24 protein-coding genes, 1 tRNA gene and 1 pseudogene are annotated in these 23,964 nt (G+C 65.3%); 8 read left to right on the top strand and 18 right to left on the bottom strand.

Features of this window, described 5'->3' with window-relative positions; translation table 11 throughout:
- Positions 1-1,398: 1,398 nt before the first annotated feature.
- The 4 genes from ACQEVY_RS25280 to ACQEVY_RS25265 all read right to left on the bottom strand — a co-directional run bounded on the left by ACQEVY_RS25280 (position 1,399) and on the right by ACQEVY_RS25265 (position 4,899).
- A complete protein-coding gene (locus ACQEVY_RS25280) occupies positions 1,399-2,313 on the bottom strand; it encodes a JmjC domain-containing protein (protein WP_432951741.1) in 915 nt (304 codons plus the stop codon).
- Positions 2,314-2,854: 541 nt separating this feature from the next.
- Positions 2,855-3,094, bottom strand: coding sequence for a DUF397 domain-containing protein (locus tag ACQEVY_RS25275; RefSeq protein ID WP_432951740.1), 240 nt, complete (start codon positions 3,092-3,094; stop codon positions 2,855-2,857).
- 109 nt (positions 3,095-3,203) lie between these two features.
- A tRNA-OTHER gene (locus ACQEVY_RS25270) sits at positions 3,204-3,302 on the bottom strand.
- Between the two features lie 1,207 nt (positions 3,303-4,509).
- Complete coding sequence (locus tag ACQEVY_RS25265) at positions 4,510-4,899, bottom strand: recombinase family protein (protein ID WP_432951739.1); 390 nt, start codon at positions 4,897-4,899, stop codon at positions 4,510-4,512.
- A 98-nt stretch (positions 4,900-4,997) separates the two neighbouring features.
- Here ACQEVY_RS25265 and ACQEVY_RS25260 point away from each other — a divergent pair, with 98 nt between their 5' ends.
- Both ACQEVY_RS25260 and ACQEVY_RS25255 read left to right on the top strand, forming a co-directional pair.
- Positions 4,998-6,302 carry an XRE family transcriptional regulator gene (locus tag ACQEVY_RS25260; RefSeq protein WP_432951738.1) on the top strand — a complete coding sequence of 435 codons (1,305 nt, stop codon included), beginning with the start codon at positions 4,998-5,000 and terminating at the stop codon, positions 6,300-6,302.
- A complete protein-coding gene (locus ACQEVY_RS25255) occupies positions 6,293-6,796 on the top strand; it encodes a GNAT family N-acetyltransferase (protein ID WP_432951737.1) in 504 nt (167 codons plus the stop codon). The genes ACQEVY_RS25260 and ACQEVY_RS25255 overlap by 10 nt, the downstream gene beginning before the upstream one ends.
- A gap of 451 nt (positions 6,797-7,247) precedes the next feature.
- On the opposite strand, the gene ACQEVY_RS25250 is transcribed toward ACQEVY_RS25255, so the two are convergent.
- The gene (locus ACQEVY_RS25250) at positions 7,248-7,406 is read right to left on the bottom strand and encodes a hypothetical protein (protein ID WP_432951736.1); all 159 of its coding nucleotides are present in this window, start codon (positions 7,404-7,406) and stop codon (positions 7,248-7,250) included.
- Positions 7,406-7,846 (bottom strand): NUDIX hydrolase, encoded by a 441-nt coding sequence (locus ACQEVY_RS25245; protein ID WP_432951735.1) that lies wholly within the window; start codon positions 7,844-7,846, stop codon positions 7,406-7,408. Before ACQEVY_RS25245 ends, ACQEVY_RS25250 begins: the two co-directional genes overlap by 1 nt.
- A 62-nt stretch (positions 7,847-7,908) precedes the next feature.
- On the opposite strand from ACQEVY_RS25245, the pseudogene ACQEVY_RS25240 reads away from it, so the two are divergent.
- A pseudogene (locus tag ACQEVY_RS25240) lies at positions 7,909-8,238 on the top strand (NUDIX hydrolase); the annotation flags it as partial.
- Between the two features lie 248 nt (positions 8,239-8,486).
- Here the strand turns inward: ACQEVY_RS25240 and ACQEVY_RS25235 are convergent.
- Positions 8,487-9,485 (bottom strand): anion permease, encoded by a 999-nt coding sequence (locus tag ACQEVY_RS25235; RefSeq protein WP_432951734.1) that lies wholly within the window; start codon positions 9,483-9,485, stop codon positions 8,487-8,489.
- A gap of 7 nt (positions 9,486-9,492) precedes the next feature.
- Positions 9,493-10,113 (bottom strand): DUF47 domain-containing protein, encoded by a 621-nt coding sequence (locus ACQEVY_RS25230; protein ID WP_328770634.1) that lies wholly within the window; start codon positions 10,111-10,113, stop codon positions 9,493-9,495.
- Positions 10,114-10,369: 256 nt separating this feature from the next.
- Here ACQEVY_RS25230 and ACQEVY_RS25225 point away from each other — a divergent pair, with 256 nt between their 5' ends.
- Positions 10,370-10,726 (top strand): metal-sensitive transcriptional regulator, encoded by a 357-nt coding sequence (locus ACQEVY_RS25225; RefSeq protein ID WP_328770633.1) that lies wholly within the window; start codon positions 10,370-10,372, stop codon positions 10,724-10,726.
- Between the two features lie 77 nt (positions 10,727-10,803).
- Here the strand turns inward: ACQEVY_RS25225 and ACQEVY_RS25220 are convergent, their stop codons facing one another.
- From ACQEVY_RS25220 to pstS, 6 genes are all read right to left on the bottom strand, one after another.
- Positions 10,804-10,998 (bottom strand): hypothetical protein, encoded by a 195-nt coding sequence (locus tag ACQEVY_RS25220; RefSeq protein WP_432951733.1) that lies wholly within the window; start codon positions 10,996-10,998, stop codon positions 10,804-10,806.
- 132 nt (positions 10,999-11,130) lie between these two features.
- A complete protein-coding gene (locus tag ACQEVY_RS25215) occupies positions 11,131-11,970 on the bottom strand; it encodes a hypothetical protein (RefSeq protein ID WP_432951732.1) in 840 nt (279 codons plus the stop codon).
- Between the two features lie 807 nt (positions 11,971-12,777).
- The gene (gene pstB, locus ACQEVY_RS25210) at positions 12,778-13,554 is read right to left on the bottom strand and encodes a phosphate ABC transporter ATP-binding protein PstB (protein WP_432951731.1); all 777 of its coding nucleotides are present in this window, start codon (positions 13,552-13,554) and stop codon (positions 12,778-12,780) included.
- A 50-nt stretch (positions 13,555-13,604) separates the two neighbouring features.
- Positions 13,605-14,660 carry a phosphate ABC transporter permease PstA gene (pstA, locus tag ACQEVY_RS25205; protein WP_432951730.1) on the bottom strand — a complete coding sequence of 352 codons (1,056 nt, stop codon included), beginning with the start codon at positions 14,658-14,660 and terminating at the stop codon, positions 13,605-13,607.
- On the bottom strand, positions 14,657-15,661 hold the full coding sequence (gene pstC / locus ACQEVY_RS25200; RefSeq protein ID WP_432951729.1) for a phosphate ABC transporter permease subunit PstC: 1,005 nt from the start codon (positions 15,659-15,661) through the stop codon (positions 14,657-14,659). The genes pstA and pstC overlap by 4 nt, the downstream gene beginning before the upstream one ends.
- A gap of 105 nt (positions 15,662-15,766) precedes the next feature.
- Positions 15,767-16,900 (bottom strand): phosphate ABC transporter substrate-binding protein PstS, encoded by a 1,134-nt coding sequence (pstS, locus tag ACQEVY_RS25195; RefSeq protein WP_432951728.1) that lies wholly within the window; start codon positions 16,898-16,900, stop codon positions 15,767-15,769.
- Positions 16,901-17,364: 464 nt separating this feature from the next.
- Between pstS and ACQEVY_RS25190 the strand changes: the two genes are divergently transcribed.
- Positions 17,365-18,918 carry an FAD-binding oxidoreductase gene (locus ACQEVY_RS25190; RefSeq protein ID WP_432951727.1) on the top strand — a complete coding sequence of 518 codons (1,554 nt, stop codon included), beginning with the start codon at positions 17,365-17,367 and terminating at the stop codon, positions 18,916-18,918.
- A 63-nt stretch (positions 18,919-18,981) separates the two neighbouring features.
- Here the strand turns inward: ACQEVY_RS25190 and ACQEVY_RS25185 are convergent, their stop codons facing one another.
- The 4 genes from ACQEVY_RS25185 to ACQEVY_RS25170 form a co-directional block, all read right to left on the bottom strand.
- On the bottom strand, positions 18,982-19,713 hold the full coding sequence (locus ACQEVY_RS25185) for a phosphatase PAP2 family protein (protein WP_432951726.1): 732 nt from the start codon (positions 19,711-19,713) through the stop codon (positions 18,982-18,984).
- 292 nt (positions 19,714-20,005) lie between these two features.
- Entirely contained in the window at positions 20,006-21,007 is a 1,002-nt protein-coding gene (locus tag ACQEVY_RS25180) for an NlpC/P60 family protein (protein WP_432951725.1), read from the bottom strand.
- Positions 21,008-21,142: 135 nt separating this feature from the next.
- A complete protein-coding gene (locus ACQEVY_RS25175) occupies positions 21,143-21,760 on the bottom strand; it encodes a Uma2 family endonuclease (protein ID WP_432951724.1) in 618 nt (205 codons plus the stop codon).
- A gap of 206 nt (positions 21,761-21,966) precedes the next feature.
- Positions 21,967-22,410 carry an ATP-binding protein gene (locus tag ACQEVY_RS25170; protein WP_432951723.1) on the bottom strand — a complete coding sequence of 148 codons (444 nt, stop codon included), beginning with the start codon at positions 22,408-22,410 and terminating at the stop codon, positions 21,967-21,969.
- A 216-nt stretch (positions 22,411-22,626) separates the two neighbouring features.
- Here ACQEVY_RS25170 and ACQEVY_RS25165 point away from each other — a divergent pair, with 216 nt between their 5' ends.
- From ACQEVY_RS25165 to ACQEVY_RS25155, 3 genes are read left to right on the top strand one after another with little or no spacing between them, the layout of a single operon-like run.
- The gene (locus ACQEVY_RS25165; protein ID WP_432951722.1) at positions 22,627-23,472 is read left to right on the top strand and encodes a helix-turn-helix domain-containing protein; all 846 of its coding nucleotides are present in this window, start codon (positions 22,627-22,629) and stop codon (positions 23,470-23,472) included.
- A gap of 10 nt (positions 23,473-23,482) precedes the next feature.
- Positions 23,483-23,677 (top strand): DUF397 domain-containing protein, encoded by a 195-nt coding sequence (locus ACQEVY_RS25160; RefSeq protein WP_432951721.1) that lies wholly within the window; start codon positions 23,483-23,485, stop codon positions 23,675-23,677.
- Positions 23,670-23,927, top strand: a complete 258-nt coding sequence (locus ACQEVY_RS25155; protein ID WP_432951720.1) for a DUF397 domain-containing protein — start codon at positions 23,670-23,672, stop codon at positions 23,925-23,927. The genes ACQEVY_RS25160 and ACQEVY_RS25155 overlap by 8 nt, the downstream gene beginning before the upstream one ends.
- Positions 23,928-23,964 lie beyond the last annotated feature (37 nt).

Here is a 23,964-nt window from a genome sequence, read left to right as displayed (position 1 = left end):
CCCCCTATGGATGCTCACTCGGAGAGTGAGAGGACGCGCGTCGTCGTTTCAGCCTGCCTCTTATGTCATCCCGTCAATGCGTTTTCGCTAGCCCTTGCCACGGCAGGCAAGACCCCATCAAATGCCCTGAGGCTGCGTTCTAAGCCTCTTGCAGGTGCAGCATGGGCCCACGGCCCACCTGTGAAGCTGCAAGCGCTCAGAACGCCACTCAAGGCACGTCACATACTCACGCTCAGAGAATGACCAGTCAGCCGACTGCCACTCAGACTCGCTATCCAGTTATCAAGGATCGGTTTCTCTGGTGTCACCCGTCGTATTCACGTCCGGACCACCACCAGGGCTGGTCACTCATCAACCCCAAAACCTTCTGCGCCTGAATCCCGGTCTCTGCGTGAACTCCGTTTCCGCTTCCCCTTCTGGGGCGGTACTCCGGAGCCGCTTCCGTTCGGCGCGGTCGGTGTTGCATGGAGAACACTCCTCCGGTCATGACAGGAACGCAACTTTGGGTTCAGGGTTCAGAGAGAGACGCGCACGCGCGCGTTGGGCCACGAAAACCGCAGGTCAGAGGGCATGGGCACCCTGGCCGGCAATCCGGACATAAGGGTGCGAAACAGGGCACCGACAGGAACTCAACTTATTTGCATGCCCTTTACCTTTACATCCGTCATAAAGGTGCATAGCAGGCGGGCATGTTATGCGTCTGTGATATGCAGGGTTGCTGCATATATACCCATGGCAGGTATGCAAGTCCACGCATATTGGACATGAGGCAATGCGCATTGTGTCCGCATTGATCTAGCTATGTCCGTGACCCACATCACGCAATTGGTCAAGGGCTGAGCGCTCGAATGCACCACCAGCAGGCGCCCTATGTTCACAAGGGCACAAAGAATGCATTCGCATGGTCACGAGGAATGCACGCCTATTGATGCCTCACGTGGTGGTGCATCATTATCATTCACAAGCACACAAGTGTTTATTGTTACCTCACCCCATGTGGTGCATGAATACGGGGGGTAATATAACGAAAATGCTGTCACGAGGACCGCAGGGGCGCCTTCCTTCCAGCGTGTACGGGTTTAACAACTTTCACAAAGGCACAAGCGCACTGTTCCGCTGGAGCTTCCTTCAGGTCCCTTAGCGCCCTCCAGGCGCCGGCACCCCTAGCCGCGGCCTCTCTGAGAGGTCGAGCCGGGCATCTATTGATGCATCACTTGGGTGCGGTAACAACATTATTGTGGGCTCGACCACACTTCGAGCCTCCTGTGTCCTGGTTCTGGTCAGAGGACACGTACTTACTTAGTGAGGGGGGTTTTATACCCCCCGCCGAAAACCTCTTGACACAGCAGAAGGCGCCCCCGCAGGAGGGGCGCCCTCGGTGACTCCAGATTTCGGGACCTACGTCGTGTACTCCAGCTCTGTGAGGGCCCTCTCTCGGACAGATTCCGCCTTCTCGTCCATGTCTAGGGCCTCCAGGTACTCAATGAGGTCCCTCCGAGTCTCCCTCAACCGCTCTCGGAGTGCTTCACCGTGGATTTCAGCCGGAAGGAGAACTGTTCGGAACTCCTCATCCCGGATTACGCCGGAAATTAGCTGGTCCACCAGCCAAATAGGCGTTCGCTCTCGAATCGCGAAGGTGAGATGAACACTAGGCTCGTCGGCGGTGAGGGAATGAGGGTTATGCACCCATCCCCGAGGCAGGATCATTGATTGTCCGGCCCTCAGGTCATATACCTGATCCGGCCCCTTCTCGATCCATTCTTGTTGCCAGCGGACATCCCATACTTTCGTGGAATCCAGATGGTCACGGACCGGGTCCCTGAACTTGGGTTGCCACAGCTCCCACGTTTTCGTGCCGGAAATCTGCACGATCACGGCCATCTGCTGATCCCAGTGGTGCCGAAGCCCCTGCCCTCCCGGAGGAGTAAGGAAGGCGTGCAGGTAATTGGAGTAACCCGTTTCCGTCTGGATCTTGCGAGAGACCTCGTGTATTGCGGGGATGACCCTCTGAAGATTCCCCAGCCGGATTGTGAAGCCCTGTTCGTAGTAGCGCCGAAGTTTCGCGCCGTCTGTGCGTCCGTTGGTCATGAACCCGATGGGGTTGATGCTCGGCCTCGGAGGGTTGCCGCCAAGGTTCATGACGGCCACCTCGGGTGCCGGCGTGCAACCGCTGAACGCCCACGTCTCGAAGAAGTCCGGAGTGACGAGCTGGTCAAGCTCTGTGGCGCCTCGCTCGTACACGCTCGGTTCGTCGGGCCATGAGCCCAGGAGTTCAGTTACGCCGTCCTCGGGGAGCAAGAGATGCAGGGACATTGCGGATCTCCTTGTGTGCTCTGGGATTACGAGGGTGGAAGAGGGCAGGGGATTTCCGGGTGGAAGTGATTCCGGCAGCACACCACGGAAAAGGAGGCTCGTAGCTTGCTGTTGGTCCAATAGCCCCAGTTGGTGTCTACGCATCGCGGCAATCGGTCAATCGCCCCGGCTAGCCAGGATTCCCGGCTGCTGTATGCCTGCAACCCATCGTCGCGCGTAAACGGAGGGTTCTCGTCGTACTGTGCGGCCAGCCAGTCAACCGCGTCCTTCACATCGGTCCAGGTGCGGTCTTGCGTCGTCTGAGCGCGTCTCAGTAGCCAGTGGCCAGTCATGAGGGGCGGATACTTCAACTCTAGGAACGAGGCCACTCCAGGACGTCTCAGGCCGTCTCTGAGGTCATCACCCCGGCCCACCCAGCCGTAACCGTGCCAGTGTCCGGGGTTTCCTCCAGGCCAACCCATGCATGCCTCCAAGGCTGAAGCGGGCCGCCCTCGTTCGTGCTGAGGACGGCCCGCGATATCTGCTGAGGGGAGGCCTCAGACTAGACCGTCAGGCCACGGTCCTGGACCCACTTGACGGCCCACGTGTCCAGCTCCGAGCCGTCGAAGCGCAGGTCACTGCTGGGGGCGCCGGGCTTGTTGTCCCGGAGGGCGAACGCCTCGCTCGCGCCGGGGATGGCAGCGACCTCAACGCACGTCTCGTTGTCCCCGCCCAGGTTCCCGCCGCAGTACGCCGTGAACTCAGCACCCTCGGTTGAGAGGCTGTAGAGGTCAACACTCATGGTTCCTCCAAGGTGCATCAGTCTGCGGAGAGTCGTTCTCCGCGCCGTCGTGCACTTGTTCACCCGCTTTGGTCGTCGTCCGCCGTCGAAGGACGACTAAAGCGAGCAGTCCCCTTGCCCGGACTCGAACCGGGGTCTCTGGCACGCGGGAAATACATGCAAGTAAAGCGCGCAAACCCAGTGCTCTTCCTGACTGAGCTACAAGGGGTTGGGGGTTACACGATCCTCGGAGCCCCATCAGGGACATCGATATCGCGCCCAATGGACCGGGCGTCGTCCGGGTGCCCGTAGTTCTTGTGCGCGATCATGGCTCCCTGAACGGCTTTAGCTCCGGCCTTGTCCCTCTTGCGCGTAACAGCACTGAGCCTCTTACGTAGGGTCTTGCACTGAACACAAGAGTCCGGGTCGACTTCACCCCCTCTCGGTGCGATCAGATTCAACAGCTCTTGAACCGACACGTCTTCTCACTCCTTCTTCTTGCCTGGTCTGATTAGTGCCCCGCCCGGATTCGAACCGGGGTCTCCGGAGTGCGGGAGCGCGGGTAGTGCGTCCACACTCGATCGCCCAATTAATCTTGCGGATTACGGTTTCCCGTTTGGGCGTCACCAACGGGTGGTTGTTGGTCGGGCTCTTCCTGACTGAGCTATAGGGCCTTGCACCGCCCCTGCCGGGTTTCCGATGAGAAGTCGGGGGAACCTTCATCCGGTACGTCCGGCAGGGACGGAGTCTGAGTAGCAGGCACCCGGAACGGGCGCCTGACACGCAACGGAACGCCAGGGATGCACAGTCGCCGCCGCGTTGGTGGGTTGGGTAGCGGCTGCTGCTCCGGCAGCTTGCCGCCGACACTCAGCCGAGCACGTTCGGCCTCGACCCAATGCAGTTGTTCGATACGGAAGATGCACCAGTGACATGCCATGAAATCGACCGCCACGCCTCGGTGCTCCATGGTCCCCAGGCATGCGACGGGTAGCCCGGTACGTTCGCAGCGGTGGCACGATCCGCGGTGAAACTGGAATCGGCCCCACAGCTCCATCGGCTTTACTCCCATGGCGCACCCCCGCCCGCGCCGTGCGGGGTAGGTGTACCGCCGATGAAGGGCAAGAAGGTGACCGGCCTAGCAGTCCACTCAAATCGCGCTTCGCCGCAGGACACGGCGAATTGGAACGGCTCGCCACGGCCTAGTGCGGCCTCCGCGTTGCGGGAGTCCGATCCCAACCAGCCGTATACGTAGGCCGACGCCGGTTCCTCAAGGGCGGACACGATCATGAGCAGTTCGACGCGCGCCCACCGGATGGCATTCGACGGTGAGGCGACGGGGCACGACCCGATACGGCGCGGTTCTGGCGTACCGGTATCCGATACCCACCACTCACACCAGTACCCGGCAACCGCCTTCCCGGACATCGTCGGCATTGTCATCGCGCCGCGCTGGCTCGCGCGAGGTCGGAGTTCTGCACCTCAAGGAACCCGCCCGCACTTTCGATCTTGCGGTTCACCTCGTTGTACTCCCGCTGAACCGGCGAGATCATCGACCGCCAGGGCGTCAGCAGTGCGCCCGCTTCTCCGCCCCTGATGCGCTCGATAGCCTGTGCCAGTCCAACACGACCATCGGGTTCGTTGAGTCCGTCGTGGTCCTCGATCTCTGCCGTGATCTCCCACCCGAACGCCTCGGCGTACTCGCGGCACTTGCGGCGCGGTGCGCTGATGTCCGCGTTCGGGGCCCCGCAAAGGTAGAGGACAACCCGGAGTCTCCCGACTGATGTTGGCGCTTCGTCAGTCGGGGTGGGAATGGTCTGATCCGTCATGGCGCTTGTTCCCTCCGTTGCCCCTTGCTGCCTGGCCTTGTCTAGTCAACGGCGGTCGAGGCGTCCGAGACAGGTGAAACAGGGGGGAACGCCATCGCATGACACCGGTGATTTTTACCTTCTTCCGTGTGTCTGAGGTCGCTCAGAACTACCGTGGAGGGATGCCAGAGGAGAACCGGAAGCTCGCAGCCCGGATGGATCAACTCGGCCTCAAGCAGGCTGAGTTAGCACGTCTGGTCAATGCTGAGATCGAACTTCTTACGGGCAAGCTGGGTAAGGTCACCGACGCGGACGTACGCCGATGGCTCCGAGGTCAGACAAAGTGGCCGCAGGATCGCATCAGGATTCCCCTGGAACGGGTGCTCTGTGCCAGTGCCGAGGATCTAGGGTTCGTGCCCCGCAAGAAGGAGGCAGATCCCGTGCACCGTCGTACGTTCCTCAACGCAGCGAGCGGTTCAGTCTTGGCCATTGGGACCTCAGGCGCTAGCGACCATGGACGACTTGGTGTCAATGATGTCCGGCGCTTCCATCAGGACTATGTGGCCATCCTTCGGCAGGACGATGCTGGTCGAGGCCCACAAAAGGTGGAGAACCTTGCGGTTGAGCTGGCTTCTCGAATCCAGTCCGCTCTAGCCATGTCTACGGCCTCAACTCGCGTGAGGGACATGCTTCATCGGCTCGCAGCGGAGGTCATCAGCTCGGCTGCCTTCGCCTCGATCGACGCCAGCGCAACGCAGCGAGCACGCGCACATCTCGACAAGGCCCTGACCTTCGCTGGGCTGTCTCGGGACAGTGAGGCGATGTATCACGTCTGGAACTACATATTTCTGACGTCTAGTCAGTCAGAGAACCACGCTGAAGCGGTCGCAGGTGCAGAGGTTATGAAGCGGTCGTCAATCGCACGACGGGACCCGCTGTACGCCTCTCTCGGGCACATGCGCAACGCCAACGGGCTAGCGCGCTTGCGGCAGCGATCTGAGTCTTTGCGTGCCCTCAAGGATGCCGAGCGGGCTTTTGCGCGGGCCACCGACGAACAGCGGCCCGAGTGGGTCAGGTTCTACGACAGCAGCGAGGTTGACGCTCTGTCCTCGTTCGTATGGACGGCACTCGGGGATCATGGAAGGGCTGAATACTGCCTGCACCGCACCCTTGCGACCATTCCAGACGAATTGGTCCGTAATCGAGCCTTGTATACCGCACACCTGGCCCTCGCTCAGGCCAGGCAAGAGGAGCTAGAGCTTGCCTGTGCCACCAGCCGGCAGGCGTACACAATGCTTCCCTCCTCGTCCGGATCACAGCGCACGGCTAAGACCCTGGCTGCCACACGCAATGTGCTCGTAGCCTCGGGCTCGAAGGCGCCCGAAGTTGCCGAGTGGATCGAGGAGTCCGCCCAATGGATCTGAAGTTCTACACGCACTCAGACGCACGGGACGTGCGTTCTCTGCTGCTGGACATCCATGACGAGGCATACGCCGACGATCCGAACCCTTTCCACTCGCGTGAACGCTTCTCCTACTTCGTTGATCTCTGGTCGTCGCGGGAAGATTGGCAGTGCGTTTCAGGCTGGGAGGACGGTGGCCCGGTTGGCTACGCCTACGGCTCCATGCTCAAGCCGGGTGGCTGGTGGAAGGGGCACCAGCGTCCCTCAGACCTCAGGGGCTCCGTGTTCGCACTGTCGGAACTCATGGTGATCCCCAAGTGGCGCGGTACTGGTCGAGCACAGCAGATTCATGACGCGCTACTCAAAGAGGTGACAGCCGACATGGTCACGCTCCAGGTGGAGGCTGAGCACCCCCGAGTTCAGGCCCTCTACGAGCGTTGGGGCTACAGCAAGGCAGGCGAGACGCAGCCCTCCGAAGACTCCCCGCTGTATGCCGTCATGGTCCGGAAGCTGTGAGCGGCTGCCCGCCGCCGCAGGCATGCCCCCAGCGTCTGATCCCCTAAACTGACAGACGACGGCTCCCCACAGCATCCCTGTGGGGGGCCGTCATCGTGTGATGTGGCGGGCCTCTGGGCCCTGGTACCTCTTCTCTGGCTCTGGGGTGCACACACCCTCTGACCTGCGTCATACCGCTGTCATACATGCCTCTGCGGGCGGTTGGTGGGGCGCCGATACTGCGCCTGCATCTCCGGAATGATGCCCTCGGGAACAACCCCCTGGGCCCACGCATGACGGAGGCAGTGAGCTGCCCACCCGAAGGCCCAACGGGTTGCATCAGCTTGGCTCAAGCCGGTCTGAAGCACCGTCTCCAGGCTCTTGCTCAGGTCCCCGTTCGTACGGACTGAGAGGAGCTTGGGAACCTTGGGGCCAGGGTGATCGGTCGTCTCCTCCGTCCTTCCGTTCGCGGTCATGCGGCCGTGGTGGACGTTGCAGTGTTGAACAGGGCCGACAGTGCGCCTCGCTGCTCGTCGCTGGGCTCGGGTGCCCGCTCCAGCTCTGCGGCCACCCATTCGGCGATGCTCATCATCGACGGCCCATCCCATCGACGTTCCTGCGGCTCAGTCATCACAGTTCCCCCTGAGTCATGCCGAGAGTGGCGAGCAAGATCGGGATCAAGTCCTTGTCCCTGTCCTGGGTGAGTCGTTCGCGGGCTGCCTGAGGAGTCAGCCAGTCGAGAGCGCTGACCTCTTCGTTCGGCTCGAACGTGCCGCTGATTGCCTCTGCTGCCCAGTACCGGACGGTCTTCGGTCGGCCTTGGTGGTCGGTGTAGTGCGCTGAGGGGAGTTCCGTGCCCAGACGGCACGTCATGCCTGTCTCTTCCAGGACCTCACGGACTGCTGCGCTTCGGGCGGTCTCACCCTGCTTGAGCTTGCCCTTGGGCCAGGACCAATCCGCCCACTTGGGCCGGAAGACCAGGGCCAGTTCGATGCCGTGCCCGGAGGTCGAGTGACGCCACAGCACACAGCCAGCCGCACGGACCACAGATGCTCTCTCCATGGTTTCCATGCTGCCCTGTAGCGCCGAAACGACCCCTGACCTGCGGTGTTGTTCACCGTGGTTAAGGTTCATACGACGACTGGTCACACCCCAAGGGCAAACTGAAGCACGACGAAGACCCCCTGGCAGGAGCGGTACGGGAGGTCGAGGAGGAAACAGGCTTCGCCTGCGTCCCCGGCCCCCGCCTCCCCACAGTCCACTACCTGGCAAACGGCCGCCCCAAAGAGGTCAGCTACTGGGCAGCCGAAGCAACAGAGGGCCACTTCACCCCCAACAACGAGGTAGACCGCCTCCGCTGGCTACCCCCGACAGAGGCCAGGGCCCGCCTGACGCAACCACGCGACCAGCTACTGGTGGACGAACTACTGGCAGTACTACGCCACGCAAGGGGCGCCCCGTAAGGGGCGCGAGGAACTGCGCGCTCAACCACAGCACACCCGCAGCGAAGACACGACCCGTCGAGAGCGCCCCGTAAGGGGCGCGGGGAACTTCGCGACCAACCACAACGCACCCGCAGCGAAGACACGACCTGTCGAGGGGGTCCGGGGCGCAGCCCCGAAGGGGGCCCGGGGGCGAAGCCCCAGCGGGGTCCAGGGGCGGAGCCCCTTGGTATGGGAAGGGTAAGGGCGGCGGGGGCGAAAAACCCCGCCTACAGAAACGCCAGGTTCACAACCCAAAAGCTCAGCGCAGCAACCAGCGCCGCCGCCGGCATCGTAATGAACCAGCCAAGAACGATGTTCTTGGCAACCCCCCACCGCACGGCATTCAGCCGCTTCGTAGCCCCCACCCCCATGATCGCCGACGTAATCACATGCGTCGTAGAAATCGGCGCCTTGAACAGAAACGCCGTGACGAACATGATCGACGCCCCCGTAGTCTCCGCAGCAAACCCCTGCGGCGGATCAAGCTCAATGATCTTCCGCCCCAGCGTCCGCATAATGCGCCAGCCCCCCGCATACGTCCCCAGCGACAACATCACCGCACAGGCCACCTTCACCCACACCGGTATCGGATCGCCGTACTCCTCGACATCGGCGATGACCAGCGCCATCACCACGATGCCCATCGTCTTCTGCGCGTCCTGAAGCCCGTGCCCCAGCGCCATCCCCGCCGCCGACACCGTCTGCGCTATACGAAAACCCCGCTTCGCCTTGTGCGGATTCGCATGCCGGAAGATCCACATGATCGCGGTCATCACCAGATAGCCCACGCCCAGCCCCACCAGCGGCGAGACGAACATAGGGATGACGATCTTCTCCAGCACCCCGGACCAGTACACGGTCGTACCGCCGGCCAGAGCCGCCCCGACCATGCCACCGAACAGCGCATGGGACGAGGACGACGGCAGCCCGAAGTACCAGGTGATCAGGTTCCACGTGATCGCGCCGACCAGCGCCGCGAAGAGAATCCCCATCCCCTTCGAGCCCTCAGGCGTGGAGATCAACCCTTCGCTGACGGTCTTGGCGACCTCGCTGCCCAGAAAGGCACCCACGAGGTTCATCACCGCGGCCATCGCGAGTGCGGCCTTCGGCGTCAGCGCCCGCGTCGACACGGACGTGGCGATCGCGTTCGCCGAATCGTGAAAGCCGTTGGTGTACGTGAAGAAGAGCGCGACCCCGATGGTCACGACCAGAGCGAAGGTGTCCATGGAGTGCTCAGGACTCCTTGACGGCGATCGTCTCCACCGTGTTCGCCACGTGCTCGAACGCGTCCGCCGCCTCCTCCAGCACATCCACGATCTGCTTGAGCTTGAGCACCTCGATGGCGTCGTACTTGCCGTTGAACAGGTGCGCAAGAAGCTTTCTGTGGATCTGGTCGGCCTGGTTCTCCAGCCGGTTGACCTCGATCCAGTACTCGGTGAGGTTGTCCATCGTGCGCAGATTCGGCATGGCCTCGGCCGTCAGCTCGGCCGCCCGCGCCAGTACCTCGATCTGCTGCTCGACGCCCTTCGGGAGTTCCTCGACGTTATAGAGGACGACCAGGTCGACGGCCTCCTCCATGAAGTCCATGATGTCGTCGAGGCACGAGGCGAGTTTGTAGATGTCCTCACGGTCGAACGGCGTGATGAACGAGGAGTTCAACTGGTGGAAGATCGCGTGTGTGGCATCGTCACCGGCATGTTCCGCGGCCCGCATACGCTCGGCGATCTCGGTCCGGCCGGAGGCGTCAGCCCCGAGCAGTTCCATCAGGAGCTTGGAGCCCGTGACGATGTTGTCCGCGGAAGCGGCGAACATGTCGTAGAAGCTCGTCTCCCTGGGGGTCAGACGAAATCGCACGTGGGTTCCTCGGATTGCTTCGGTTTCGGTCAGGCTGATGCTAGGTGCACCATCCAGCCACGGGAAACGGGCCGTCCCCCAGTGTCACCCATCAGGCAAAGTGCTCCGCACACGGTCCATTGAGTGGTCGACTGGGGGTATCGGCGCATGGGCCAAGAGCCGTATACCCAGCAAAATTCGTTACCATATACCCATCCCGGGTATACGTACCCCGACGAACCAGGCACGTTCGCCGGACAGAGCACAGGAGGACGCGATGACGACGACCGAGGCCGGAAACACCGCGCCCTCCGCGGGCGCCCCGGACGTGGTGACCGACCACGACCGCGGGATCCACGGCTACCACAAGCAGAAGGACGAGCACCTCAAACGCCTGCGCCGGATCGAGGGCCAGATCCGCGGACTGCAGCGGATGGTCGACGAGGACGTCTACTGCATCGACATACTCACCCAGGTCTCCGCCTCCACGAAGGCCCTCCAGTCCTTCGCCCTCCAGCTCCTCGAGGAACACCTCCGCCACTGCGTCGCGGACGCGGCCCTCAAGGGCGGCGCGGAGATCGACGCGAAGGTGGAGGAGGCGACGAAGGCGATCGGCCGGCTGCTGCGGACGTGACATTCGGGCTTGTACGTACGTACCTGCCGCATCGGAGGCGTACGCGGCAATGTGGCGCGGGGGGAACCGCGCCACGCCTACTTCTCGGCGTCCTCGCCGTACTCCTCGAGGAAGCGCTCCTCCGCCAGCTTCAGCACCTCGTCGATGCGGGCGGGGCTGAGCCGGTCCTCACCGGCGGCCGAGGCCGCGATGATCAGGTCGCCGCACAGCTCGATCTCGGCGAGGGCCACGTGGTCCTGAACTGCCGTACCGTGCGCCGGAGCCACGTGCATCACCTCTTCCTGCCGTCACCGACTTCCTAGAGTAGGGAGCGGCCTACACACAGCGCATGGCACCAACGGACCATTTCCGGCCCCGCACATTCCGGCCGTGCCGGGCTGCTCCGGGCATCCACAGGGCCCTGACTACTCGGCGATCTTTCCCGCGTAGATGTCCCCGGCATCCGGCAGTCGTACGTCGACGGGGGCGCCGAAGTCGTACAACAGCAGCGTCGAGGCGACCGCGACCGTACCCTCCTGCTGCCCGTTCACAAAGCTGAACCTGTGCCGGAGCTTCCGGATGCGCCCTTCTTCGTCGAGGTAGGCGTCGAAGGGGACGTCGGCCGTGGCGAACCCCTTCGCCGCCGCCCGCAGGGGTCCGCGGTTGCCGTCCGAGGCCCGCTCGGCCGCCTTGTCGAGGTCGGCGGTGCCGCGATAGTGCCGTACGGAAGTGCCGGCCACGCTCGTCGTCCCCACGTATGTCGCCTCGCGCGTGCCCCGCAGCACCTCGGCGGCGGCGAAGGGATCGGTGGCACCGCCGGTGACGAGGTTGCCGTCGGACAGGGTGGCGGTGTCGACGCGGACCCATTTGTCGGCGGGCACTCCGGCTCCGCGGTTCTTCATGTAGAGGGCGCCCGGAGCGAGCAGTTCGGTGATCGGGCGATGCCCGTCGGCACCGGCCGGATCCTCGGGGAGCCGCACCTTCAGTCGGCCGACCTGCCGCCGATAGTCGTAAACACCCTCGCCGCGAATGGTGACGCGGGTGCCACCGGTGGCCATCTCCATCGAGGTGTGCGCCTTGGAACTCCCCGCACGCACAAGGCTCTTGGAGGCCTGCCGCAACACCTCGGCCGGAGCGGCAGCGGTGTGAGAGCTCTCAGCGGCGGCTCCACTGCCCGTGCACCCGGTGGCGCACACCATCACCCCCGCCACCGTGGCGGCCAGGGCAACCACCCCGACCCCACCCCTGTGCTGCCGCTCCACCATCGCCTGCCTACCCCCAGCCGGGCCGTCCTCAGCGCGCCTCCTGTCGTTGCCCTTAACGACGACTCAGGGACCCCGTCACGCCGCAACGCCCCTTGAGCAAGCGTTTACTCAACCCTCTGTACGGTGGTGACGTGGCAGAGCAGTCCGAAGCCGACCCCCCGGAACACCACACAACAACGGTCGACGAGGGCCACTTCTGCGTAGCCCGCTGCACCTGCGGCTGGCGAGGCCCAGCAAGAAGAGCAAGAAGCCTGGCAAGAAGAGACGCCGAGACCCACGCAACGGCACCGCGTTAGGGGCGCGAGGAACGGCGCCCCGCAAGGCGCGCGGGCACCCATTAGGCGCGCGAGGACCTGCGCCCCGTAAGGGGCGCGGGGAACTGTGCCCCGTAAGGGGCGCGGGGAACTGTGCCCCGTAAGGGGCGCGGGGAACTGCGCCCCGTAAGGGGCGCGGGGAACTGCGCGACCAGCCACAACGAACCCGCAGCCGCGCCACGACGTGTCCCCCACCCCCCTGGCGTGGGGTCTGGGGCGCAGCCCCAGGGATGGGACGGGAAGGGGCGGCGGGGGCGAAAACCCTTGGTGGCACCCAGGGGCGGAGCTCCAAGTGGGGCCGGGGCGCAGCCCCAGCAAGGTCCGAGGCGCAGCCTCAAGTGGGGCGAGGGGCGAAGCCCCAAGGGGGTCCGGGGGCGCAGCCCCGCAGGGCCCCGGGGGCGAAGCCCCAAAGACGGACCCGCCCCCGGGAGCCAGGGGCGGGCCCTATCAACCTCGCGGTGGCACCGCCATGCAGCACCGCGAGGGGCTTACGTCAGCCGAAGCGACCAGAGATGTAATCCTCGGTCGCCTGAACAGACGGGTTAGAAAAGATCCGCTCCGTCTCATCGATCTCAATGAGCTTCCCCGGCTGCCCGACCGCCGAGAGGTTGAAGAAGGCCGTACGGTCAGAAACCCGAGCCGCCTGCTGCATGTTGTGCGTCACGATGACAATCGTGAACCGCTCCTTCAGCTCCCCGATCAGATCCTCGATCGCAAGCGTCGAGATCGGGTCGAGAGCCGAGCAGGGCTCGTCCATAAGCAGCACCTGCGGCTCGACCGCGATCGCACGAGCGATGCACAGCCGCTGCTGCTGACCACCGGAAAGCCCCGAACCGGGCTTGTTCAGCCGGTCCTTGACCTCGTTCCAGAGATTCGCCCCCTTGAGGGACTTCTCGACGACGTCCGCCAGCTCGGCCTTCTTGTACGAGCCGTTGAGCCGAAGCCCCGCCGCGACGTTGTCGAAGATCGACATCGTCGGGAAGGGGTTCGGCCGCTGAAAGACCATGCCGATGGTGCTGCGCACGGCGACGGGGTCGACCCCGGCCCCGTACAGGTCCTCGTCGTCGAGCAGCACCTTGCCCTCGACCCGGCCACCGGGGGTGACCTCGTGCATACGGTTCAGCGTGCGCAGGAACGTCGACTTACCGCAGCCGGACGGGCCGATGAAGGCCGTCACGGAGCGGGGCTCGACGGTCATGGAGATGTCTTCGATCGCCTTGTGGGCGCTGTAGTAGGCGGTCAGACCGCTTACGTCGATTCGCTTGGCCATGGGGATCACTGCTTCTTTCGGGAGTTCAGTCCGGTCGCTGTATGGCCGCGTCAGCGACCAGCCTTCGGGGCCTTCCAGCGGGCGATGCCGCGAGCCCCGAGGTTGAGAATCATCACGATGGCGATCAGCACGAGCGCGGCCGCCCAGGCACGGTCGTACGCCGGGGTCCCGCCCGCCCCGTACTGCTGGTAGATGTAGAGCGGCAGCGCCTGCTGCGCGCCCTCGAACGGGTTCGTGTTGATGAAATCGGCGCCGAACACCAGCAGCAGGATGGGCGCGGTCTCACCGGCGATACGGGCTACCGCCAGCATGATGCCGGTGGTGATGCCGCCGATACAGGTCGGCACGACCACCTTGATGATGGTGCGCCACTTCGGAACGCCCAGCGCGAGGGAGGCCTCGCGTAGCTCGTTCGGCACGAGCTTGAGCATCTCCTCTGTGGAGCGGACCACCACCGGCATCATCAGGATGGCCAGCGCAAGCGATCCGGCGAAGCCGAAGTAGCTCATGTCGAGGATCAGAATGATGCTGAGGATGAACAGGCCCGCGACGATCGACGGGATACCCGTCATGACGTCGACGAAGAAGGTGACGGACTTGGCGAGCTTGCCGCGTCCGTACTCCACCAGGTAGATCGCGGTGAGCACACCGATCGGCGCACCGATCAGGGTGGCGATGCCGACCTGCTGCAAGGTGCCGATGATGGCGTGGTTGATACCGCCGCCCACCTCGTCGTCCGCGACCACACCCATCGAGTGGGTCAGGAAGTAGACGTCGAGGACCTTCACACCGCGCACGATGGTCGTCCAGACCAGGGAGACCAGCGGGACGACGGCGAGCAGGAAGGCCACCCAGACCACGGAGGTCGCGACGCGGTCCGTGGCCTGCCGCTTGCCCTCGACCTTCGTGGAGATGACGTACGTACCGAGGACGAAGAGGATCGAGGCGATCAGGCCCCACTGGATCTTGCTGTGCAGGCCGGCCGCCAGGCCGATGCCGACGGCGAGGGCGAGGGAGCCCGCTGCGGTCGCCCAGGGGAACCACTTGGGGAGGTGGGCGCCGCGCAGGGTGCTGGGGCGCTTGTCGGTGACGGCTGCGTGGCTCATGCGTTGGCCCCCGAGTACTCCTTGCGGCGGGCGATGATCGCGCGGGCCGCACCGTTGACCAGCAGGGTGATGACGAACAGGACCAGACCGGAGGCGATGAGCGCGTCCCGGCCGAACTCCGTCGCCTCGCTGAACTTGCTGGCGATGTTCTGGGCGAAGGTGCCGCCGCCCGGGTCGAGCAGGCTGGCGTGGATCTTGAAGTCCGGCGACAGCACGGTGGCGACGGCCATCGTCTCGCCGAGCGCGCGGCCGAGGCCGAGCATCGAGGCGGAGATCACGCCGGAGCGGCCGAAGGGCAGCACCGCCATGCGGATGACCTCCCAGCGCGTGGCGCCGAGAGCCAGGGCCGCCTCCTCGATCATCTGCGGGGCCTGGCGGAAGACCTCACGGCTCACGTTCGTGACGATCGGCAGGATCATGATCGCGAGCAGGATGCCGACGGTGAGCATCGAGCGGGGAGCGCCTTGCTGCCACTCAAAGATGCCGGTCCAGCCGAAGTATTCGTTCAGCCAGCTGAAGAGGCCGTTCAGATGCGGTACGAGGATGAGGGCGCCCCACAGGCCGTACACGATGGACGGCACCGCGGCGAGCAGGTCGATCACATACGCGATGGGGCCGCTGAGGCGGCGCGGGGCGTAGTGCGTGAGGAAGAGCGCGATGGCCACCGCGATCGGGACCGCGATGACCATGGCGATGATCGAGGAGACCACCGTGCCGAAGGCCAGGACGGCGATGCCGAAGACCGGCGGGTCGGCGGAGGTGTTCCACTCGAGGGTGGTGAGGAAGTTGCCCTCGTTGTCGCTGAGCGCGAGCGAGGCGCGATAGGTGAGGAAGACCGCGATGGCGGCCATGATCACCAGCAGCAGGATGCCCGAACCGCGGGTGAGACCGAGGAAGATCCGGTCTCCGGGCCGGGTGGCGCCGCGGGCCGCTCGCTTCTGTTCGGTCGCGGAAGGCTTGGGGGTGGGGGGAGGCGCTGTGTCTTGTGTCGATATACCCATCGGGTTCTCCGGTCTGCGGAGCCGTCCGTGGTGAGCGGCTCCTGGCGGCGGTGCACCGGAAAGTGCGGCCCGGCCCGGTCACAACGGGGCCGGGCCGCACTCAGGTCAGCTCAGACCCTCGACGGTCGTACGGACCTTGGCGATGATCTCCGGGGGGATCGGCGCGTAGTCGTTCTCTTCGAGGATCTTCTGGCCGTCCTCGCTCGCCATGTAGCGCAGGAACGCCTTGGTGGCGGGCAGGGTGTCGGCCTTGTTTCCCTTGTCGCAGACGATCTCGTACGTGACCAGGATGATCGGGTAGGCACCCTCGGCCTTGGTCGCGTAGTCCAGCTCCAGCGCCAGGTCCTTGCCGGTGCCGACCTGCTTGGCGGCGGCGATGGCCTTGCTGGCGTTGGCGATGGTGGCCTCGACCGGCGCGCCCGCGCCCGTGTCGAGGTCGACCGTGTTCATGCCTTCCTTGGCGTACGACAGCTCCATGTAGCCGATCGCGCCCTCGGTCTGCTTCACCTGCGCGGCGACACCGGAGGACTGCGGAGCGGACTGGCCGCCCGGGGCCTCCCAGGCCTTACCGCCCTCGTACTTGCCCCAGACGTCGGGGGCCGCTTCCTTGAGGTACTTGGTGAAGTTGTCCGTGGTGCCGGACTCGTCCGAGCGGTGGAAGGCCTGGATCTTGGTGGAGGGCAGCTTCGCGTCGGGGTTCAGCTTCGCGATCGCCGGGTCGTTCCACGCCTTGATCTCGTCGTTGAAGATCTTGGCCAGGGTCTCGGCATCCAGGACCAGGTTGTCCACGCCGGAGAGCTTGTAGCCGACCGCGATCGGGCCGCCGACCATCGGGAGGTTGATGCCCTGGCCGCCCTCGCACTGCTTCTTGGAGGCGGCGACCTCTTCGGGCTTCAGCGCGGAGTCGGAACCCGCGAAGGCGACCTGCCCCTGAGTGAACGCCGTGACACCGGCACCCGAGCCGCCGGCCTTGTAGTTGATCTCCACCCCGCAGGCGGGCGAGAACTGCTTGACCCAGGCCTCGATCGCGTTCTTCTGCGCGGACGAACCATCGGCGAGCAGCTGCTGCCCCTTGGTGTCGTCACACTTGATGTTGCTTTCCGCAGCGGTTTCGCCGCCACTGCCGCCGGTGTTGCCGCCGGTGTCGTCGGAGCCGCACGCCGTCAGGGCCAGGGCGCTGGAGACGGCGACAGCACCGAGGGAAAGGGCGCGAAGCCGGTTCTTGCGCTGAAGCTTCACTTTCGGGAGTTCCTTCCAGGAGCCGCCTCAAAGGCGGCGTGCGAAGTCGTGGTGCAGCCTCTCGTCCGCACGAGGCTGCCGTCTGTAACTTGCCAACGTCGTACATGCCGATACGTACCGGTTCAGGCACGCACCTGCCGAATTCGAGTGATACGTGAGCGAACCTCAGCTCGCACAACGCACCGCGTAAGGCCGAAATTAGGCAGAAGAGGTGAAGCGGCCGATGGCCGTGAGTGAACGGAAGGTGAACCCCTGCCGTCAGTGCGGTGAGGTCACGGAATGCTCACGGGGAGAACACGTGAGGGTTTCCGCACCTCCCTGCTTCCTGGTCAACGTATAGGGCAGGCGCCCGGCCCTCACCGACCATCTCCCCAAGTCTCGCTCACCTCCCACTCACCGGCAGGAGATGGAACCCTCGACTCCGCAAGCCCGTCTCGTTCCACGTGAAACAACGGGAGGCAGCCATGCGACGGCGTACGTTCGTAGGCGGAGGCACCGCGGCCCTCGCCGCCGCGGTCACCGCAGGGTGCAGCGGCAGCGGGTCCAAGCCGCAGTCCACCGAGGGGGCGCCCACGTCAAGTACGCCGATCAAGACGCAGAGCGGGCCGGCCGCGGCCAACCTCGCGGGCCTCGCGAAGGACCTGGACGGCAGCCTGGTCCGCCCGGGCGACGAGGCCTGGGCAGCCGCCCGCCAGCTCTACAACACGCGGTTCGACTCGCTGAAGCCGACGGCCGTCGCGTACGTCTCCCACGCCGAGGACGTCCGTACGGCACTGGCGTACGCCCGTGCCCGCAAGGTCCCCGTCGCCATCCGCAACGGCGGCCACTCCTACGCCGGCTGGTCCTCGGGCAACGGCCGCCTCATCGTCGACGTATCGAAGATCGCCAAGGTCCGGGCCTCGGGCAACGAGGCGGTCATCGGCGCGGGCGCCAAGCTGATCGACGTCTACCGCGCGCTCACCGCGAAGGGCGTCACGATCCCGGCCGGCTCCTGCCCGAGTGTCGGCGTCTCGGGCCTCACGCTCGGCGGCGGCCACGGTGTGGTCTCCCGCGCGTACGGCCTGACCTGCGACAGCCTCACCCAGGCCACGCTGATCACCGCCGACGGCAAGGAGCTGACCGCCGACGCCGGCGACAACAAGGACCTCTTCTGGGCGCTGCGCGGCGCGGGCAACGGCAACTTCGGCGTCGTCACCGAGCTGCGTTTCCGCACCCACCCGGCCCCGCAGGCGGTCACCGCGAACCTGACCTGGCCCTGGTCCCGGGCCGCAGCCGTGCTCGCGGCCTGGCAGGAGTGGGGCCCGGACCAGCCCGACGAGATCTGGTCCTCGCTCCACCTCGCGAACACGGCCGGCGCCGCCCCGACCATCTCGATCACCGCCTTCTCCCTCGGCACCCAGGGCGAGCTGCAGAACGCGGTGGACCGCCTGGCCGACCGCATCAGCGTCCAGCCCAGCAACGCCGCCCTTCAGCGCCGTACGTACGAGGAGTCGATGGAGGTGTACGCGGGCTGCTCGTCCTTCTCCTCCGACGCCCAGTGCCATCTGCCCGGTACTACCCCCGGGCGCTCCCCCGAGGGCGCGCTGAGCCGCGAGACGTACGCGGCCCGCTCGGACTTCTTCGACCGCGCGATCTCGACGACGGGCATCCAGACGCTGCTGAACCAGATCGAGTCGGTACGGGGCGGAGCCGGCACCGTCCAACTGACGGCGCTCGGCGGCGAGATCAACCGCGTGGCCCCCACGGCAACGGCCTTCGTGCACCGCCGCTCCCGCCTGCTGGCCCAGTACATCGCGTCCTGGCGCGCGGGAACCTCGGGCACGGCGGCCCAGTCGTGGCTGGGCGAAGCCCACGCCGCGATGAGGCGCCACGCGTCGGGAGCGGCGTACCAGAACTACACGGACTCGACGCTCAGGGACTGGCGCAAGGCGTACTACGGACCGGCGGCGAACCGGCTGGAGAAGCTGAAGAGGCGCTACGACCCGGACGGCTTCTTTGCTTACCCGCAGGCGCTGTAGGGCGGTGCGGGTCGCTGGGGCGGGATCGGTGGCGGGACGGGGGCGCAAGGCGCGTATGCCGTCCTATGCGGCGAGGTCCCGTTCCTCCGCATCGGCCTCAAGGTCAGCCTCGGCGTCGGCCCCGGATATCGCCTGCTCATCCCCCTCATCGTCGTCCTCATCAGGGGAGTTGCCGCGAGCCCGGATCACCCACCCCGCCCGAGCCGACCGCTCCGCGGCCCGCGTCACCGGCGTCAGCAACGCCATGGCGAGCGGCGAGAGCAGCAGCACGACGGCCGTCCCCAGGGCGAACCCGCCGATGACGTCGGTCGGGTAGTGCACGCCCATATAGACCCGGAGGAACCCCTCGAGCAGCGCAAGCCCGAGCCCCAGCAGCCCGAACTTCCGGTTCGCCATGAACAGCCCGACAGCCAGCGCCATGACGAGCGTCGCGTGATCGCTCACGAACGAGTAGTCGGTCTTGCCCCCGATGAGGACCTCGAGTCCTTCGTGCTCGCGGAAGGGCCGCGGCCGCTCCACAACGCCCCGTATCGGCACGTTCACCAGCACCGCGATACCGGCCGCGAGCGGCGCCCAGATCAGCGCGGCCACGGAGGCGGCGGCGTCCTCGCCACCCCGTCGCCGTACGGTCCACCAGCACCCGAGCACCAGCAGGACCATGGCGAGCAGGATCCCCCACTCACCCACGAACCTCATGATCCCGTCGAACCAGCCGGGGGCGTCCTTGGCCAGTCCGTTGATGTCGTAGAGCAAGTCGACGTCGGGGTTCGACCCGGATTCGGCGAGTCCAGCCATGGTGCAGCGGCCCCTTCGTCATGATCTTTCGTCGTGCAATTCGTGCAATTCGAGCGCACCTGTCCGATGCGCCGAGCCATCTACCCCCGTGATCGGCTACGTCGTACATCCATCGCTAGTCGCTGGTCGCTCTAGTCAGGCGTACGTCCATGGAACGCATGGTCCCCTCCTCTACGTTCCACAGTCCACCGAATGATCACGCAGACGTTATCGAAGAGAGATACGTTCTCGCAGCTCAGAGGCTGGGCGAGAGAGCGACTGTAACAGCCAGTAACAGAAGGATTCGGCCAGATCACACGGGAGTGGGCAACGCCTTCGCGCCATCTTCGGTGACCCTGGTCGCCCCGAAGTAGTCGGGCGTATCGATCGGGTCGAACCGGATCACGGCACCCGGCCGCGGCGCGTTGATCATGTATCCGCCGCCCACGTAAATGCCCACATGCCGGATGGCCCGGGAATTGGTGAGGTCGTCCGAGAAGAACACCAGATCGCCCGGCAGCAGTTCCTCACGCTTCGGGTGCGGCCCGGCGTTGTACTGATCGTTGGCGACCCGAGGCAGCTCGATCCCCACACTCTCGTACGCGGCCTTGGTCAGCCCCGAACAGTCGAAGCGTCCGCCCTGGTCAGCGGTACCGTTCCCGCCCCACAGATACAGCGTCCCGAGCTTCTTCTGCGCGTACCCGATCGCCCCGGCCGCCTGCTGCGAGGGCTGCACGCGACCGACGGGCGCGGCAAAGCTGTCCTGGAGCGTGGTGATCGTCTGGACGTAGTTCTGCGTCTCCTTGTACGGCGGCACGCCCCCGTACTTGATGACGGCGTACGCCCCCGCGTTGTACGCGGCGAGCATGTTCTTCGTCGGGTCGCCGGGCGCGTCCTTCACATACGAGGCGAGCTTGCAGTCGTACGAAGCGGCCGACGGAATCGCGTCATTCGGATCCCATACGTCGCGATCACCGTCACCGTCCCCGTCAAGCCCATGCGTGGCCCAGGTCCCCGGAATGAACTGAGCTATCCCCTGCGCGGCGGCCGGACTCTGCGCCTTCGGATTGAACCCGCTCTCCTGATACAACTGCGCCGCCAGCAACGCCGGGTTGATGGCCGGGCACAGATTCCCCCACTTCTGCACCAGCGCCTGATACGCCCCCGGCACAGCCCCCTTGGCGAGCCCGACGGCGCCCTTCCCTACCCCGTTGGCAAGGTTCCCCGCGGTCATGTAGACCCCGACAACGAGCAGCATGACGAAGCTGAGCCCCGTCCCCGTGACGGCGATCCCCGCGACCCACGCCTTACGCACCGTCAACCGCCCCTCGCCGCACGGTAGTCCTAGTCCGCCGACCGTCAGTGTAGAGGCGGGCGCCCCACCACGGAATGATCACCGCCCGCCCACCGGCCGGCAGAGCACCAGACCTCGCCACGTGCCGGCCGCCTCCTACAAGCCAGTCCTCCGCCCGGCACGTGGCGAATCCCCGTACAAAGGGAAGCGATCCGTGGCGACTTCGAACCCGAGAGGCGCGGGAAGCGGCACCGGCTCCCCGAACTTGCCGGGCAACACGTCCTGATAGGCGCCGTTGTCCGGACGGGTGTGCAGGGCCCAGGTGCCCTTGCGGGGGTCGATGACGAGGAGAACACGCACGCGCGCGACCGCGTACCAGTCGGCCTTGTCCCTGATCTCGCGGGACTTCTCGGACTGCGAGATGACCTCAACGGCGAACACGGTGTCCTCCGGGTCGGCAAGCCAGTCATCGTCCTCCTCCCACTCCTTGGGCAGGACGATCAGATCCGGCGTCACATAGTCGTCCGGGTCTTCCGGCAGCGCGATCGAGGACATCTCATACGCCCCCAGCCCGTCCGGCAGCAGCGCTTCGAGCTGCCGACGCATCCTCACCACCGCACCCGCGTGCTTTCCACGCGGAGTAGGGGACATCACGAGCTTTCCTCCCACAATCTGCACGCGCAGACCCGTAGCGTCCTCGATCTTCTCGGCGATCTCACGCAGATTCCCCGGGCGAGGGCGCGGGTACATCCAGGCACCCGGCGATACCGACATGGCTCGCTGCCTCCGTCCCTCCACGTCTGCGGCTGCGCGAGCGGGGTCGATGGGAGGTCCGACGTCCCGCTCGGCGTCGTATTCACCGTACTGTCCGGCCCCCTCCATCGCCTCGGCTTCACGGCCCGCACGTGTGCACGCAGCCCTCGTGAGCCGCTCCTCAAGCTGTGCCATGCCATCCCCGTTCACGCTCCGATTACGTGCAATCACCGTAAGGCATTGCACTGACACTCGGCCCACAGCAGCTTGCCTTCCTCGGAGCCGCCCAGCTCGGGCGGCACGGAGGCCCCCCACGCGTCGGCGCAGGCCCGTACAAGGTGCAGGCCACGGCCGTTTTCAGCTTCTGGGGCGGCTTCCGGCGGCACGTAGGTCGCGTCGCCGAAGCCGGGCGGGAGTCTCGGGTCGGAATCCCATACGGCGACGTAGAGCCCGTGGGGTTCGCTCGATCGGAGCCGGAGGGCGTACGGGCCCTTGGTGTGCAGGTGAGCGTTGGTGAGGAGCTCGGAGGCCAACAGCTCGGCGGTTGGGGTGAGTTCGGTGAGGTCGTGTGCGACCAGGACCGTACGGAGGGTTGCACGGGCGATACCCGGTGCGCGTGGATCGTGCGGGAGTTGGAGTGTGTAGGACCAGGGCGGAGATACGGTTGCCATCGGAAGTCTCCTGATTCGGAGGGAAGTTGGGTGGTTTGGGAAGTGGGTTGGTTACGTTGCCCAGTGACCGCGGCCGCTCCGTCGAGCGGGGTGCTTCTGGGCGGAGGCGCCGAGTTATAAGCTAGCGGCATCCGTGTAACGCATTACACGATTCCTCTTAAATCCGTGATACACCACCCGTGTGGGTGACCCGCAACGAGGAGGCGGACCAAGCCCGTGAGAAGCAACCCGACGGGTCGTCAACTCCGCTTGGGCGTTGAGCTGCGCAAGCTTCGAGAGCGCGCAGGGCTGAATGCCACCGAGGCCGGTCAACTGCTTGGCGTCAAGCAGAACCAGATCAGCAACATGGAGGCCGGACGGGCGGGCGTGAGCCCTGAGCGCGTACGCACCATGGCCTGCCAGTACGAGTGCTCGGACAAGGCACTGATCGAAGCCATCGTCGCGATGACCGGCGACCGCAGGCGCGGCTGGTGGGAGCAGTACCGCGAGATCCTGCCGAGCCCGCTACTCGACCTCGCCGAACTGGAGCATCACGCCCAGTCGTTGCGCACCACCGTCACGGCACGCATCCCCGGCCTGCTCCAGACCGTCGACCACGCCCGCGAGATCTTCCGCCAAGGCGTCACGGAACTTTCCCCGCCGGACATCGAGCACCGCATCTCGTTCCGCGTGAAGCGCCAGGCCGTGCTCTACAGGGATGACCCCACTCCGTACGAGGCGATCATCCACGAGGCAGCACTGCGGATGAAGGTCGGCGGCTCGTCAGTGTCCCGCCAGCAGCTCAAGCATCTACTCGACGCAAGCGAGCGGGAGCACATCACCTTGCGCGCGATCACCTTCGACGCCGGCGCTTACCCCGGCTCAGGCCAGTCCATCTACTACGCACACGGCCCAGTGCCAGAACTCGACACGGTCCACCTGGACCAGTCCCACGGCCTCAAATTCCTGGATGCCGAGGCCCAACTACGCAAGTACCGCATCCTCTTCGAGCGCCTCGATGCCGTCGCTCTTCCACCCGACAAGACCCGAGACTTGATCCTCGCCGTCATCCACGACCTATAAGGGAGCACCCATGAGTGCGTACGCCTGGCAGAAGTCGACCTACTGCTCCGAGGGCGACTCCTGCGTACACGTCGCCGCAAGTGCAGGAACGCTCCATCTCACCGAAAGCAGCGATCCCACCCAAGCGATACTCAAGACCACCCCAACCACCTTCTCCACCCTCCTCACCACCCTCAAATCCCCCAAGGAAACCCACCGTGGCTGACATCCCCCCGAACCTCGACTGGGTCCGCGCCGCACCCGACGACGCCGAAGGCCCCGGCCCCTGGATCGAAATCGCCTTCGGCGAGGGAGACGACGCCGAATCCCCCGTCTACATCCGCGAAACAAGCGACCCGGAAAACGTCGTCACAACCAACCGTCGCAAGTGGGACGCCTTCGTACTAGGCGTACAGGCAGGCGAGTTCGACCATTTCGTGGAGGGCATCGAAGACGCGGAAAACAGCGCACCATAGGTCGAGCCCCGAGCCTCATCCGCGCGAGCCGACCTCA

It is taken from the genome of Streptomyces sp. CA-288835 (assembly GCF_050936385.1).
GTDB lineage: Bacteria > Actinomycetota > Actinomycetes > Streptomycetales > Streptomycetaceae > Streptomyces.
Note: the sequence above shows the minus strand (reverse complement) of the source record. Positions and strands in the feature narration are given on the sequence as shown.